This is a genomic window from Rhizobium sp. USDA 4016, from assembly GCF_056279705.1.
Genome location: NZ_JBWCCY010000004.1, coordinates 3,051,141 through 3,065,831 on the forward strand (window position 1 = coordinate 3,051,141; position 14,691 = coordinate 3,065,831).

The 14,691-nt window shown below is 60.8% G+C and carries 13 protein-coding genes; 3 read left to right on the forward strand and 10 right to left on the reverse strand.

Features of this window, described 5'->3' with window-relative positions; translation table 11 throughout:
* The first annotated feature begins 192 nt into the window (after positions 1-192).
* Positions 193-2,505 carry a glycine--tRNA ligase subunit beta gene (gene glyS / locus ACZ9DP_RS30795; protein WP_476204550.1) on the forward strand — a complete coding sequence of 771 codons (2,313 nt, stop codon included), beginning with the start codon at positions 193-195 and terminating at the stop codon, positions 2,503-2,505.
* A gap of 229 nt (positions 2,506-2,734) precedes the next feature.
* Complete coding sequence (locus ACZ9DP_RS30800) at positions 2,735-3,229, forward strand: 2-thiouracil desulfurase family protein (protein WP_476204551.1); 495 nt, start codon at positions 2,735-2,737, stop codon at positions 3,227-3,229.
* A gap of 198 nt (positions 3,230-3,427) precedes the next feature.
* On the opposite strand, the gene ACZ9DP_RS30805 is transcribed toward ACZ9DP_RS30800, so the two are convergent.
* From ACZ9DP_RS30805 to ACZ9DP_RS30840, 8 genes are all read right to left on the reverse strand, one after another.
* On the reverse strand, positions 3,428-3,892 hold the full coding sequence (locus ACZ9DP_RS30805; protein ID WP_074066861.1) for a plant virulence effector HPE1-like domain-containing protein: 465 nt from the start codon (positions 3,890-3,892) through the stop codon (positions 3,428-3,430).
* Between the two features lie 106 nt (positions 3,893-3,998).
* Positions 3,999-5,270: a phosphoribosylamine--glycine ligase gene (gene purD / locus ACZ9DP_RS30810; protein WP_476204552.1), complete on the reverse strand. Its 1,272-nt coding sequence runs from the start codon at positions 5,268-5,270 to the stop codon at positions 3,999-4,001.
* A gap of 66 nt (positions 5,271-5,336) precedes the next feature.
* A complete protein-coding gene (locus tag ACZ9DP_RS30815; RefSeq protein ID WP_476204553.1) occupies positions 5,337-7,271 on the reverse strand; it encodes a DUF2207 domain-containing protein in 1,935 nt (644 codons plus the stop codon).
* Positions 7,272-7,314: 43 nt separating this feature from the next.
* The gene (aroA, locus tag ACZ9DP_RS30820; protein ID WP_283070994.1) at positions 7,315-8,577 is read right to left on the reverse strand and encodes a 3-phosphoshikimate 1-carboxyvinyltransferase; all 1,263 of its coding nucleotides are present in this window, start codon (positions 8,575-8,577) and stop codon (positions 7,315-7,317) included.
* Positions 8,578-8,669: 92 nt separating this feature from the next.
* Positions 8,670-9,221 carry a LemA family protein gene (locus ACZ9DP_RS30825; RefSeq protein WP_074066858.1) on the reverse strand — a complete coding sequence of 184 codons (552 nt, stop codon included), beginning with the start codon at positions 9,219-9,221 and terminating at the stop codon, positions 8,670-8,672.
* A gap of 329 nt (positions 9,222-9,550) precedes the next feature.
* Positions 9,551-10,510 carry a glycine--tRNA ligase subunit alpha gene (locus ACZ9DP_RS30830; protein ID WP_022716535.1) on the reverse strand — a complete coding sequence of 320 codons (960 nt, stop codon included), beginning with the start codon at positions 10,508-10,510 and terminating at the stop codon, positions 9,551-9,553.
* Between the two features lie 539 nt (positions 10,511-11,049).
* Complete coding sequence (locus ACZ9DP_RS30835) at positions 11,050-11,241, reverse strand: NfeD family protein (protein WP_194729108.1); 192 nt, start codon at positions 11,239-11,241, stop codon at positions 11,050-11,052.
* Positions 11,242-11,260: 19 nt separating this feature from the next.
* Positions 11,261-12,121 (reverse strand): S49 family peptidase, encoded by an 861-nt coding sequence (locus ACZ9DP_RS30840; RefSeq protein ID WP_022716538.1) that lies wholly within the window; start codon positions 12,119-12,121, stop codon positions 11,261-11,263.
* A 166-nt stretch (positions 12,122-12,287) separates the two neighbouring features.
* Here ACZ9DP_RS30840 and ACZ9DP_RS30845 point away from each other — a divergent pair, with 166 nt between their 5' ends.
* Positions 12,288-13,628 (forward strand): Nramp family divalent metal transporter, encoded by a 1,341-nt coding sequence (locus tag ACZ9DP_RS30845; protein WP_092583473.1) that lies wholly within the window; start codon positions 12,288-12,290, stop codon positions 13,626-13,628.
* Here ACZ9DP_RS30845 and ACZ9DP_RS30850 read toward each other — a convergent pair.
* On the reverse strand, positions 13,606-14,397 hold the full coding sequence (locus ACZ9DP_RS30850; protein WP_476204554.1) for a tRNA1(Val) (adenine(37)-N6)-methyltransferase: 792 nt from the start codon (positions 14,395-14,397) through the stop codon (positions 13,606-13,608). The two genes, ACZ9DP_RS30845 and ACZ9DP_RS30850, sit on opposite strands and share 23 nt — an antisense overlap.
* Before the next feature lie 7 nt (positions 14,398-14,404).
* Complete coding sequence (locus ACZ9DP_RS30855; RefSeq protein WP_194729106.1) at positions 14,405-14,632, reverse strand: putative signal transducing protein; 228 nt, start codon at positions 14,630-14,632, stop codon at positions 14,405-14,407.
* Positions 14,633-14,691: the final 59 nt, after the last annotated feature.

Genomic DNA, 14,691 nt, shown 5'->3' on the forward strand with positions numbered 1-14,691 from the left:
CTCATCTCCTTCTCCCCGAGGGACAAGGTGCCCGGCAGGGCGGATGCGGGGGCGGCGCGACGCAGAAGGGCGATTGCCTCCTCACTTGGCGCGCCTGGATTTCCGGTTTTTGCGGTTGTGCAGGTGCGGCATTCTTTGGTAGCAGAGGCGACCGTTTTGGACCGCCCCCTAAAGGAGGCAAGGAAAAGTGACATGCCCGATCTGCTTCTAGAACTTCGCTCCGAGGAAATTCCGGCCCGCATGCAGCGCAAGGCTGCCGGCGACCTGAAGAAGCTCGTCACCGATGCGCTGGTGGAGGCAGGACTTTCCTATGAGGGCGCGCGCGAATACTGGACGCCGCGCCGCCTGACGCTTGATATCCGCGGACTGACTGCCCGCTCCGCCGATGTGCGCGAAGAGCGCAAGGGCCCGCGCACCGATGCCAACGAAAAGGCGATCGAAGGCTTTTTGCGCGGCGCCGGCCTTTCCTCGATTTCCGAGGCGCAGGTGAGTAGCGACCCGAAAAAGGGCGATTTCTACATTGCCGTGATTTCAAGGCCCGGCCGCGCTGCGGAAGAGATCATCAGCGACGTTATGCCCGGCATCATCCGCGATTTCCCCTGGCCGAAATCCATGCGCTGGGGCAAGGCGTCCTCCAAACCTGGCTCGCTGCGCTGGGTGCGCCCGCTGCAATCGATCGTCTGCACTTTCGGCACCGAGCATGAGGAAACCTCCGTCATCCCCTTCGAGATCGACGGCATCGTCGCCTCCAATGTGACTTACGGGCACCGCTTCCATGCGCCAGGCGCCATCACCGTCAAGCGTTTCGACGACTATGCCGCGAGCCTCGAAAAAGCGAAGGTCATCCTCGATGCCGAGCGGCGCAAGAACATCATCCTGCATGATGCCCGCGACATCGCCTTTGCCGGCGGACTGGAACTGGTCGAGGACGACGGTCTGCTGGAGGAAGTCTCCGGCCTCGTCGAATGGCCGCAAGTGCTGATGGGCAGCTTCGAGGAGGATTACCTCTCGATCCCCTCCGAAATCATCCGGCTGACGATCAAGACGAACCAGAAGTGTTTCGTAACGCTCAAACAGGGCGAAGAGACGCTTTCGAACAAGTTCATCCTCGTCTCCAATGTTGAGGCGACCGACGGCGGCAAGGAAATCATCCACGGCAATGGCAAAGTCGTCCGCGCCCGCCTTTCAGACGCGCTACATTTTTGGAAGCGCGACCAGGGGAACTTGCCGGACCTCGAAACGCTGGAGGCATCGGCGAAGAAATTCGGGCTTGATCTGAGGAAGCCGCTCGATCAGCGGATGGCGAAGCTCGATGCGCTGCATGTGACGTTCCACGCGAAAATCGGAACGCAGGGCGAGCGGGTAACACGCATTCGCACCCTTGCCGGCGAAATCGGTAAAATCGTCAATGCAGATCCCCTAAAGGTCAGTCGGGCCGCAGCGTTGGCAAAGGCGGACCTGCGAACTGAGGTCGTGGGCGAATTCCCCGAACTACAGGGTGCAATGGGGAAGAAATATGCGCTGCTGCAAGGTGAAGATGAAACAGTGGCGGCGGCACTGGAGGACCATTATAAGCCTCAGGGTCCTACCGACCGAGTGCCTACCGACCATGTTGCCATAACCATAGCGCTTGCTGACAAGATCGACACACTTGTATGGTTTTGGCGAATAAACGAAAAACCAACCGGTTCAAAGGATCCGTTCGCGTTAAGAAGGGCAGCGCTAGGATCGATACGGCTGCTGTTGGAACGGGGAATCAGAGCATCCCTCATCCCGCTGTTTCGCTCTGCATTTCGTAGCGAATGGGCTGTGGCCATTGCTAGCCATGAAGCTTCGATAAGCCTCTTCGAGCTTAAAATCCAACAGGATAACGAAAGACTCGACCACGAGAGGCTCGTACAAGAACAGCGCGAAGCTATCAAATATTGCAAGAATTATCTTGCTGACGGCCATCCAAAGACAATCGAAGAAGAATATGAGCTGGCAATCAACCTCCTCTCCTTCTTCCACGACCGCCTCAAGGTCTATCTCCGCGACCAGGGTGCTCGCTACGATCTGATCGATGCCGTCGTCACATCCGAGGCCGACGACCTTCTCATGATCGCCCGCCGCGTCGAGGCGCTGACGGCTTTCATTACCTCGGAAGACGGCAAGAACCTCCTGGTCGGCACCAAGCGCGCCACGCAGATTCTGGCCGCCGAGGAGAAGAAGGGCACCGTCATCGCCGACGGCGTTTCGGAAAAGCTGTTCCGGCTGGATGCCGAAACGGAGCTCTTTGCCGCCATCGCCAAAGCCTCGGCCGAGGCTTCCGCCGCAATCGCCAGGGAAGACTTCCGCTCGGCTATGGAGGCGCTTTCGAAGCTCCGCATCCCGGTCGACCGCTTCTTCGACGACGTGCTCGTCAACGACGAGGACGCGGCGATCCGCGCCAACCGCCTCGCCCTTCTGCGGCTGATCCGCGAGGCGACGGGGACGGTTGCGGACTTCTCGAAGATCGCAGGGTAACGGTTTCGGACTAGCCGCGGCCCCCGCGGCAACCTCGGCACCTCATTCCTGTGCTTGTGACAGGAACCATTCACGGCGCGTTGCGCCGTGAATGGTTCTGTTGCCCTTTGAATGAGGTCTCCCACGCGATGGACATGCGCTGCTGGATCCCTGCGACAGGCACAGGGATGAGGTGGAGGAAAAGCGCATCCCACTGGTCATTCACCAGCGCTCGCGCTATCAGACAATCATGACCACCAAAATCCTCGTCAGCGCCTGTCTCATGGGCCATGCCGTCCGTTATGACGGCCGGGCGAAGCCCCTGGCACATCCGGCGCTCGAGCGGTGGCGGGCGGAGAGAAGGCTGGTGACGATCTGTCCGGAGATGTCGGCAGGCATGCCGGTGCCGCGGCCGCCGGCGGAAATCGAGGGCGGCGCGAGCGGCAAGGACGTGCTGTCGGGAGCAGCACGTGTGTTGGAGATCACCGGAGGCGATGTGACGGCTGCATTCCGAGAAGCGGCGCAGAATGCGCTCAGGCTGGCTCAGGAGACGGGCTGCACCCATGCGCTACTCATCGACGGCAGCCCCTCGTGCGGTTCCGGTTTCATTTATGATGGGTCTTTCAGCGGAGCGCGGCGGGACGGCAATGGTGTTACAGCTGCCCTGCTGAAGCGCGCGGGAATCCAGGTCTTCTCGGACCGGGAGATCGACCGGCTGGTGGAAAGCCTCGCGACGCCCGTCTGATCAAAAGGCATGTCCTTGTGCTCTGCCGACGAAACTGAATCATGTTTCTTGTATGATTACTCAGGTTGCATGAGTACTTTGAAATCAATTGAAATAAAGAATGCGCTCCTGCTTCTCTTCAGGAGCGCATTCAATCCGCCATACGGCGGACCCCGTACGACCAAAACCTTGGCCGGGTCAGGGGCAGGGAACTAAAAATCACATCCTTAGCTTAAAGTCGGAAACGTCGAGCGGCGCGGTTTGTTCCGCAGGAGCGGACATACCTGCAACAACAGGCTTCGCATCGCCGCCGATGACAGAGGTAGTTGCCGTCGGGTCGATGCCTTCGACGGGGACCGTCACCTTGAAGGCGGCCAGGACTTCAGGGGTTGCCTTGGTCACGAAAACGACGGGCGAGCCGCCCATCCAGCCTTCGGTACGGTAGAGCTTCTGCTCTCCGGCCACATCGCGGAGCGCGCTGGCCTGGATGGCGCCGGGCGGCAAGGCCGGGACTGTGTAATCCTTCTTGCGTTCGGTCGATTGCAGCGGCGGGCAGGTCGTGCAGGTCTCGGTCACGATGCTTTCACCGCCGGTGCGCGGTGTCTTGCCGATCACCTCGATCGAGGATGCCATCGCCGAGCCGGCTGCCAGAAGAATTGCCGCACCGAGAATGAATTGACGCATGGAAACTGCTCCGACTTACTATGGGAACAGAATAGCGCGCCTTTATTTCCATCCCGTCAGGGGAAAGGGTAAAAATTTAGGGAACTGACCCGATTTCGGGCCAGAGTTAAGCTTTTTCGCGCTCGATCGCCCGCCAGCCGATATCGCGGCGGCAGAAACCGTTTTCCCATTCCACCTTGTCGAGCAGCGCATAGGCGCGGCTCTGCGCTTCCCCGACTGATCGGCCGGTGGCGGTCACGTTCAGCACACGGCCGCCGGTCGCGACAAGCTCGCCGTCCTTCAAAGACGTGCCGGCATGGAATACTTTCGCGCCATCGCCTGCCTCCGGCAGCGAGAGGATCGGCGTGTTCTTCTCGTGGGAGCCCGGATACCCCTTAGAGGCCATCACGACGGTCAGCGCCGGATCGTCGCTCCACTCGGCTGTAACCTTGTCGAGCGTGCCTTCGGCCGCTGCCAGCAGCAGCGGCAGCAGATCGCTCTTCAAGCGCATCATCAGTACCTGGCACTCGGGATCGCCGAAGCGGACATTGTATTCGATGAGTTCCGGGCCCTTTGCCGTAATCATCAGCCCGGCGAAGAAAACACCGGAGAAGGGATAGCCGCTTTCGGCCATGCCGCAGATCGTCGGCTCGATGATTTCCTTCATCGTCCGTTCGATCATCTCGGCCGTCATCACCGGAGCCGGCGAATAGGCGCCCATGCCGCCGGTGTTGACGCCGGTATCACCCTCGCCCACACGCTTGTGATCCTGTGCGGTCGCCAGCGGCAGGGCGTTGCTGCCGTCGCAGAGGCAGAAGAAGCTTGCCTCTTCACCGTCGAGATAAGCCTCGATGACGACCTCGGCGCCGGCTGCGCCGAACGCACCCTCGAAGCAATCGTCGACTGCGGCAAGCGCCTCCTCGACGGTCATCGCCACCGTCACACCCTTGCCGGCGGCAAGACCATCCGCCTTGACGACGATCGGGGCGCCTTTTTCGCGGATATAGGCCTTTGCCTTCGGGGCGTTGTTGAAGCGCCGGTAGGCACCGGTCGGGATGTTGTAGCGGGCGCAGATATCCTTGGTAAAACCCTTGGAACCTTCGAGCTGGGCTGCTGCAGCGGAGGGACCGAAGACCTTCAGCCCATCGGCTCGCAGGCGGTCGGCAAGGCCGGCAACCAGCGGCGCCTCGGGGCCGACGACGACAAAGTCGATCGCCTTTTGCGCGCAGAAGGCGGCGACTGCCTCGTGATCTTCAACCTTCAGGGAAACGAGCCTCGCATGTTCCGCAATGCCCGGGTTGCCCGGCGCGGCATAGAATTCCGTCATCAGCGGCGATTGTGCCAGCTTCCAGGCAAGCGCATGCTCGCGTCCGCCCGAGCCGATCAACAGAACCTTCATGCCTGATCCTTTCCGTTTTCTGTCTGGCGGTTAAGGGGCGGGAAGCCAAAGGTCAAGCGGGAAAGCTCACCAGCCGCCACCGCCGCCGCCGCCCCCGCCACCACCCGAAGAACCGCCGCCACCGGAAAAACCGGACGAGGAACTGGAGGGCGCAGGCGAGGGAATGGTCGAGGCGATCGTGGACGCCATCGACGACGAGAAGCCGCCGATGCGGTCGGAGAAGCTGCCGCTGCTGAAGTTGCCGGAATACCAGGACGGGGCATAGGCCGCAGCCGCACCGGCAGCGGCCGCCGCGAGCCAGGTTTCGAAGGTGCGCGTCCAGGGCTTCTCGACACCCAGCGCAACCGCATAGGGCAGCAGCCTCTCAAAATGTTGGGGCGACATTTCCGGCGCACCGGCCATGTTCATCCGGTCCTTCTCGGCAAGGGTCAGATACTGACGAAGGCCGTCGATGCCATCCATGATCTTCGAACCAAGCGGCGTCGGCGCACCCATGATGAAGACATAGAGCAGGTTGAGCAGCACGATGCCGCCGACGGCAAAGAGCATCGGCGTCTCGTGGAATTCCAAGAGCGTGGAGAAAAGTGCCAGAGCCAGCGATGAAACGATGCTGAAGCCGACAAAAACGATGATGGCGATCGCGATCACAGCGGCGATCTTGCCGCCCAGGGACTGGCCAGGGCGGAACGACCGTGCAAAGCCGGCCACGAAGATGGCGACGAAGACAGAAACGACGATCGGGATGATCATCAAGACGATCGCATCGGGTTCCAGCGTGCCGAAAACGAAGAGCGCGACAAGTGCGGCAGCGCTGAGCGCGACGCCGCCGGTCGTATAGCCGGTATTTGAATTGTAGTATTTGCCGCGATGTTCCCGCTCGATCGCCGAGCGGAAGCTTTGGCCGACCGACTTCACGCGTTCGCCGTTTGCCTTGTCGATCGTCAGCGAGCCCTTGTTGGCGACGGCGCTCAGGAGGCTGGTTTCGCCGGCTTCCAGCTTCTCCTTACCCACCGGCTTTTCCGTGCGGCGTACGATGATCGATTGCCTGAGGTCTTCAAGAACGACATAGCCGCGAACCGCCAGGTCCAGCGCCGTTGCCGAAAGCGCCGTCCAACCCCCGCCTGAAATGCCCTTGTTGTCGATGTAGTTGACGAGCGCCGGCGAGATGCCTTCGGGAGGATCCCAGCGCGGCACAAGGACGCCGCGGGAAGGGTCGCGTCCGACCTTCAGCCAGGAGCGGGTGTAGTAAAGGAAAACAAGGAGGAGGCCGCCGAAACCGATGAAATAGTCGCGGTTGTCCTTCAGCCACCAGATTTTCTGATCGGATTCGCTCGGCGGATCGATCGCGCCTTTCGGAAGCTTGACGGCAATCGTCAGACCTTCGTTGGCATCTAGCGGCATGGTCGTCGAGAAGACCGGCCGGGCATTGCCGCCCGAAATCCGGGCATTCTTGTCCTTTGCGCCAAGCGCACCGGTGAAGGCATTCGTATCGGTTGCGGTGACACCATCTGGCAGGTTCACGGTCGCGGTCGCGGCCATGATCGGGAAGATCCAGCCGTTACCGGTCACATTCCAATAGAGTTCGTCGTGATCGGCGAAATAGCGGATCTGGCGATTGGTGGTGTAGGTGAAGGCATATTGATGGCGGCCTGGTGGAAGCATGACGTCTTCCGACCCAGCATAGATACGGATGCCGCCGGAGACGGATTCCGTCTTCCACGGCTCGTCATTGCCGTCGCGTTTCACCGATACAACGTCGAAGTCGACGCTGCGGCGGCGACCTTCTTCATCGACGAAAGTCAGCGGAAAGTCGCGGAAGATGCCGCGCCGGATCCGATTGCCCTCGGCATTGACGGTGATTGTCTCGGTCACCGTCATAGCGCCGCTCTTTTCGAGCTTTATATCCGATGCGAAGGAGTTGATGACCTCCGCGGCACTTGCCCCATATGCTGCAAGCGCCAGAAACAGAATGAAGCAAAGGCCGAAAAGCCGCCGGATCATCATACCTCTCCCCGCCGGCGGCGCGCTGCCGCCTCAGACAATCTCAGCCCTCGTTCGCATATTTGACGCCCAGTCCTGCCAGCGTCCGCCAATAGGCAGGGAACGTCTTGCCGACGCAGTCCGGATCGAGGATCGTGATGCCGTCGATCTTCAGCCCGGCGAGCGCGAAGCTCATGGCGATGCGGTGGTCGGCGAAAGTGTCGATCTCGGCAGGAAGGCGCCTTCCGGCAAGCGACGGATCAGACTGGACGATGAGATCGTCGCCTTCCTCGCGTGCCAGATCCGGGCGAATCTGCGTCAGGCCGGTCGACAGCGCGCGGATGCGATCGCATTCCTTGACGCGCAGATTGGCAATGCCGACGAAATGGACGGGCGTTTCGTTGAAGGCGGCAAGGACTGCGAGCGTCGGAACCGCGTCCTGCATCTGCGAGCCGTCGATTTCAGCCGGCAGGCGCGGGAATTTGGCGATCATCTCATAGGCGCGCGCATCTGGCTGCGTGAAGGCGCCGTTCGGCACGCCGAGATCGATGGAGCCGCCGGTCAGGACTTCGGCAGCCCAGAGATAAGTTGCCGCCGACGCATCCGGCTCGATGACGAAATCGGCCGCCGTGTAGCCGGTCGGCTCGACGCGCCAGGTGACCGCGCTCGTCTTCTCGACCTTGGCGCCGAAGGCTCGCATCGCGGCGGTCGTGAGATCGATGTAGCCGAGGGCACCGATGTCCTCGCCGAGGAGTTCAATATCCACCGGGCGGTCGCCTCCGGCCGCCATCATCAGCAGCGCGGACACATACTGGCTGGAGAGACCGCCATCGATCCCGATACGGCTCGCCTCGAAGCGGCCTGTGCCCTTCACGGTTACAGGCGGGCAGCCGGTTTCGGCCGTCGCATCGATTCCGAGAGACCGCAACGCATCAACGAGCGGGCCGATCGGGCGCTTGCGCATGTGCTGATCACCGTCGACGACGACGGTGCCATCAACGAGTGCGGCAGCGGCCGTCAGGAAGCGTGTTGCAGTGCCGGCATTGCCGAGGAAGAGCGGCGCTTTCGGCGCCAGCAGCTGGCCGCTTCCGGTGACGACGAAGCTCGTATCGTCCGGTTCGTCGATGACGACGCCCATGGCGCGCAGCGCATCCGCCATGTAGCGCGTATCGTCGCTCTTCAGCGCGCCGGTCAGGCGGCTGATACCCTTGGCGAGGCCAGCCAGGAGCAGTGCGCGGTTGGTGATCGACTTCGAGCCCGGCGGCACGGCGCGCCCCACGAGCGGAGCCTTAGCCGGGATGATGGTGAGTTTCTTGTCCTTGCTCATGACGCTTGTCTATTCCGTCCATTGCGCTAGCCGCCCTGCGGCCTTGACCGGCCCTGCTCATAGCAGCTTTTGCGCAAAGGCAAACGCCCATATCAGAATTTGACGGCCGGAACGGCGCGGTCGGCCTCGTTGGTGATCTCGAAATATTCCCGCTTCTGGAAGCCGAGCTGCCCGGCGACCAGATTGGAGGGGAAGCTTTCAACCTTGACGTTGAGATCACGGGCAGCGCCGTTGTAATACCGGCGTGCCATCTGGATTTCGCTTTCCATGGTCTCGAGCGAGGCCTGAAGTTCGGAGAAGTTCTCGTTCGCCTTTAGGTCCGGATAGGCTTCGGCAAGCGCCAAAACACGGCCGAGCGCCTGGCCGAGAAGGCCTTCCGCTTGCGCCCTGCCCGCTACATCGCCAGAAGGCACGGCCTGCGCCTTGTTGCGCAGCTCAACGACCTCTTCCAGCGTGCTCTTTTCGTGGGTAGCGTAGCCCTTGACGGTCTCGATGAGGTTTGGGATCAGATCGGCGCGGCGCTTCAGCTGCACGTCGATGCCGGACCAGGCCTCTTCGGCCATCTGCCGGGCACGGACAAGACCGTTATAGATAAAGACAAGATAAAGCGCGATCAGAACGATCACACCGAGAACGATATACATCGCGAATCCCCCGCAACGACGCAAAGTCTGGACGGAGACTATGCGGCTTCCGCTGGATTGTCATCCCGCATTTCCGGGCTGCGGTTTACATCAGCGACTAGCGAAATATCACGATACCGCACACACATAGCCGGTTGTATCTTTCTTATTGTGCCGGCTGGTTACGGCGCACTCGCAACTCATGACGAGGAAATAATCAGACAATGAGCGCAGCAATCTTCCTATTGAGCCTGTCGGCGATCGCATCTCTTGTCGTCTTCCGAAAGACCCCACGGCCGGCGCCCCGGCGCGTCGTCGTACGGTCCAACCACCGCCGCTAAGCGGCATTTTCAGGCGGCGGCCCTGGCGATATTCATGCCGCCGGCATCCGTCAAAAGGAAGGCTTCACCGCAAGCCTTGGCGAGCGTGCGCACCCGCAGGATATAGCTCTGACGCTCGGTGACCGAGATCACCCCGCGTGCATCCAAGAGGTTGAAGACGTGGCTTGCCTTGATGCACTGGTCATAGGCCGGAAATACGCACTTGTGCAGCAGCTGATTGGCATTGTCGCTCGGCGCACCGGCGGCGAGAAGCGCCTGGCACTCCTTCTCCGCATCGATGAAATGGCGATGCAGCATCTCGGTATTGGCGAATTCGAAGTTGTGGCGTGAGTATTCCTGTTCGGCCTGCAGGAAGACTTCGCCGTAGCTGATCTTTTCGTCACCTTCGCGGCCGTTGAAGTTCAGGTCGTAGACGTTGTCGACGCCCTGCACATACATCGCCAGACGCTCGAGGCCATAGGTCAGTTCGCCCGCAACCGGCGCGCATTCGATGCCGCAGACCTGCTGGAAGTAAGTGAACTGCGAGACTTCCATGCCGTCGCACCAACACTCCCAGCCCAGCCCCCAGGCGCCCAGCGTCGGGCTTTCCCAGTCGTCTTCGACGAACCGGATGTCGTGCAGCAGCGGATCGAGGCCGATCGCCGCCAGCGAGCCGAGGTAAAGCTCCTGGAGGTTCGGGGGGTTCGGTTTCAGGATGACCTGATACTGGTAATAATGCTGCAGGCGGTTTGGGTTTTCACCGTAGCGGCCGTCCGACGGACGGCGCGACGGCTGGACATAGGCAGCCTTCCACGGCTTCGGGCCGAGCGCGCGCAGCGTGGTCGCCGGATGGAACGTACCGGCGCCGACCTCCATGTCATAGGGCTGCAGAACCGCACAACCCTTGTCCGCCCAGTAGTTATGAAGCGTCAGGATCAGCGCCTGGAACGAGCGCTTCGGGTTCATATGGTCGGGAATCGATGCAGACATGGAGACAAGCCACCGGTTGCGTATTTTGCCGGACAGGTGCCATGGGAGAGGACAAGGGTCAATACATAACGCATGATCGGACCATGTTTTGGAAGGAGTTCCACGAACGTCAAGACAACGGTCACCTTGTCTCATAAGGATTTACGCGTTGCAGAAGAGCTCGTCGAGAACGGGCGTTTCCAAGCGCATCCGATGTCATTGGCGAGGGTATCGCCCGGATGCGGCTTGAGGAGCAGGTCAATGGCCGATCTGCTTAATATCGGCGATTTAAAGTCAAACTATTCCGACCTGCGGAGAGCGCAGGCGAACACGACTTTTCCATATCGAACCATAAGAAACGACGCTCACCCTGGGCTCCGGGCAATTCCGGCTTCAGATAAAGCGGTTATTGCTTCGCTGTCGCGCGGGGCTAAGCACGCTCTATTGCGAGAACTCGCCTTGTCGCGACCGAACTTGTAGTCGGCCGGCACTTGCAGCCGGAAAGCGCCTATTCATTCGAGAGCCTGCTCGCGTTCTTCAGCGTTCTTCAGCGGTCACCATCATTCATCATCCCGCTTCACGCGGTATTCGCCGGTCACCGGATCCTTGACAAGCGTGCCGACGGCGCCGGTCTGACGCTCCTTCTCGGCACGGCGGGATTTTTCCTGCAGGCGCTTGGCATCGGAGATGAAGCGGCGGTAGAGCCACCAGGCAGCACCGACCAGGATTATGATTGTTATAAGCTGCGCCATCTCCCTTTTTCTTCTCCTCTCACAGTCCGTAGCGGCTCCACAATGCCTTTTCTTCCGCCGCTTCGACAAGTCCCGTTGCGAGACCTGATGCCAAGCCATCAATCGAGACGGGCGAGACACCGGGAATCCGCCGGCCGAAGAGACTGCGGGCGGCCGTGACGAGCTGCAGTCTGGTCTTCGGGCCGTAGCGCCTTTTCAGTTCCTGGCGCATGTCGCCGAGGCTGTCGACGAGGCCGAGTTCGAGCCCGCGCGTGCCGCTCCAGAACAGGCCGGAAAAGACGGTTTCGTCATCCTTCAGTCTACCGGCGCGGCGTTCGCGCACCATGGTGATGAAGACCTCGTGGATCTCGAGCTGAAGTGTCTTCAGATATTCGATGTCCTTCTCTTTTTCAGGCTGGAAGGGATCGAGGATGACCTTATTTTCGCCGGCCGTATAGACGCGGCGCTCGACGCCGATCTTCTTGAGGAGTTCGGGGAAGCCGAAGCCACCGGAAACGACGCCGATCGAACCGACGATCGAGGTCGGGTCGGCAATGATTTCATCGCCGGCAAGCGCGATCATGTAGCCGCCGGAGGCCGCCACATCCTCGACGAAGACCAGCACCTTCTTCTGCTTCTCACGGGCAAGCTCCCGGATGCGCGTGAAGATGAGCCGCGACTGAACGGGCGAACCGCCCGGCGAATTGACGGCAATGGCGACAGCGGGAGCTTCCTTGTCAGAGAAGGCCTTTTCCAGCACCGGTGCGACATTGGCGAGATTGAGTATCGGGCGGAACTGGCCACCGCCGCTCATGATTGCGCCCTGAAGCCTGACGACCGGGATGATCACCCCTTCCTTGCGGAAACGCTTCGGTACTAGTTTTCTCAAAAATCCGGCCATTTCAAATCCTTCTCGCTCTCGGCATCGCAATCCATGTATGCAATGGAGCAGCAAACGCAATGGGCCACCTTCCCAACATGCATCCGATTTTTCATTTTGCGAATGACTTGCATTGTCATTCTAATCGGGCATAGTGCGGGGCATTGGTCCCAAAAGCGGTAATCATATGGATGTTTTGAATCGTACTCCAAAAGGCGGCTGGCGGCACGACCGCGAAGAAGCCTCGCTTTCAGACGTTTATCGCACGATCGGCACAGGCCGCCCGGGATCGAAACTCCGGCGGATTGCCGCCTTTGCCGGCCCTGGCTACATGGTCGCGGTCGGCTATATGGATCCCGGAAACTGGGCGACCTCGCTCGCCGGCGGCTCGAAATTCGGCTACGCGCTGCTGACGGTGGCGCTGCTTTCGAACCTCATGGCGATCGTGCTGCAATCGCTTTGCGCCCGGCTTGCCATTGCTTCTGGCCGCGATCTGGCGCAGGCCTGCCGGGACGCCTTCCCGAAATTCGTTTCCGTACCGCTCTGGGCCTTTGCGGAAATCGCAATCATCGCGACGGACATTGCCGAGGTGATCGGCACGGCAATCGGCCTCAACCTGATCTTCGGCGTTCCGCTGGAACTCGGCGTGCTGATTACGGCGCTCGACGTTTTCCTTATCCTCTATCTGCAAAAGCTCGGCTTCCGCTGGATCGAAGCGTTCATCATCACGCTTCTCGGCGTCATTGCGCTGTGCTTCGGCGTACAGATCTTCCTCGCCGACCCGCAGTGGGGCGCCGTCATCACGGGCTTCTTCCCGACGACGGAAATCGTCAGCAACCCGGAAATGCTCTATCTGGCGCTCGGCATTCTCGGCGCGACGGTCATGCCACATAATCTCTATCTGCATTCCGGCATCGTGCAGACCCGCGCCTACGGGCACACCGTGCCGGAAAAGCGGGAAGCGCTGACCTATGCGACGATCGACTCGACCTTTGCGCTCTGCTTTGCGCTGTTGATCAACGCCTCGATCCTGATCCTGGCCGCAGCCGCATTCAACGCCCACGGCCGGACGGACATCGTCGAACTCGGCGAGGCGCACTCGCTGCTGTCACCGCTGCTCGGGCTTGCGATCGCACCCACGCTTTTCGGCATCGCCCTGCTCTGTTGCGGCCTGAATTCGACCGTGACGGCAACGCTTGCGGGCCAGATCGTCATGGAAGGCTTCTTGAAGATCAAGCTTCAGCCATGGGTGCGCCGTCTGATCACCCGCGCCATCGCAATCGTGCCGGCGGCGATCGTGACGATCTGGTACGGCAACCAGGGCACGGCACAATTGCTGATCCTGACGCAGGTCGTGCTCAGCCTGCAGCTTTCCTTCGCCGTCTTCCCGCTGGTGATGTTCACCGCCAGCAAGGCGAAGATGGGTGAGCTCGTCGCGCCGCGCTGGCTGAGCACTATTGCCTATGTGATCGCAGTCGTGATCGCCGGATTGAACATCAAGCTGCTTATCGACTTCGTGACCGGCTAAGCCTTGCATAGGCCGCGCGGCCATTGTTCAGATCGTCGACGAAGGGGGAGAACTTATGCGTTCCTTCTTCGTGCATGATAAGGGGTGCGCGCAATGAAAGCCGCGCCCGCGACCCCTTGATCGCCGTCACCAGGATGCGGACGGCATTCTCACCTTTGCGCGGATGGATGGCGGTAATCTCGATGCCGCCGAAGCGCCTGCCGCAGCCGGTGATGATGTCGGCGATCGATTCCGGCCGCGCAATCAGCGACAATTGCCCGCCGGGGATCATGATCGCGCCCGCGGTACGAATCCACCTTTCGAAAAGACCATCCGTCATCGCATGGGCTTCAGCCTTCAGCGCATCCGGCGTTCGCCGGTCAGCCGCGTCGTTGAAAGGCGGGTTCATGATGACATGATGGAAGACCTCGTCGGCAAGGCCCGCGTCGTTGCGCGCCTTTGCCGTGAGCGTCACATCCGCCTCGACGACCGAAACGCGGCCTGCCACATGGGCGTTTTCCGGCAAGGCAATGCTTCGGCGGGCATAATCGGCCATTTCCGAAGAGCGTTCGAAAAGCACGGCCTGCGCTTTCTGCAGCCGGCAGACCACGGCCAGTCCGGCGGCGCCGGCGCCGGCGCCAAGATCGGCAACCTTGATCGCACGGTCATCGGCAACGAGTGCTGCGAGCAGCATGGCATCCATGCCCGAACGGTGCCCCCTGCCCTTCGGCTGGACGATGTAAAAGCCGCCGCGATGGAAGGCATCGATCGTGTCGGAAGCGCCGTTCATGGCCACATTATTTCGCGATACGCAATTCGCCGGCGAGACCGGCATCCGTCAGGATGCGGCGGGCCTGATCGGCTCGCTCCTCCTCGACGAGCAGACGGCGCGGCAGCATGCCGAGCGAGCCCTCGAGAATGCTCATATCCTGATCCGCGACAAAGCTGTGAATTCCCGCATCCTTCAGAAGACTCTGCGCATAGGATAATAGAACAGGGTCATTGGCGCGGATAAGTTCATGCATTTGCGGTCAATTCCCTTTCAATTCTGTGTTGCGCGACAATTCACCCCTTGCCGCTTCAA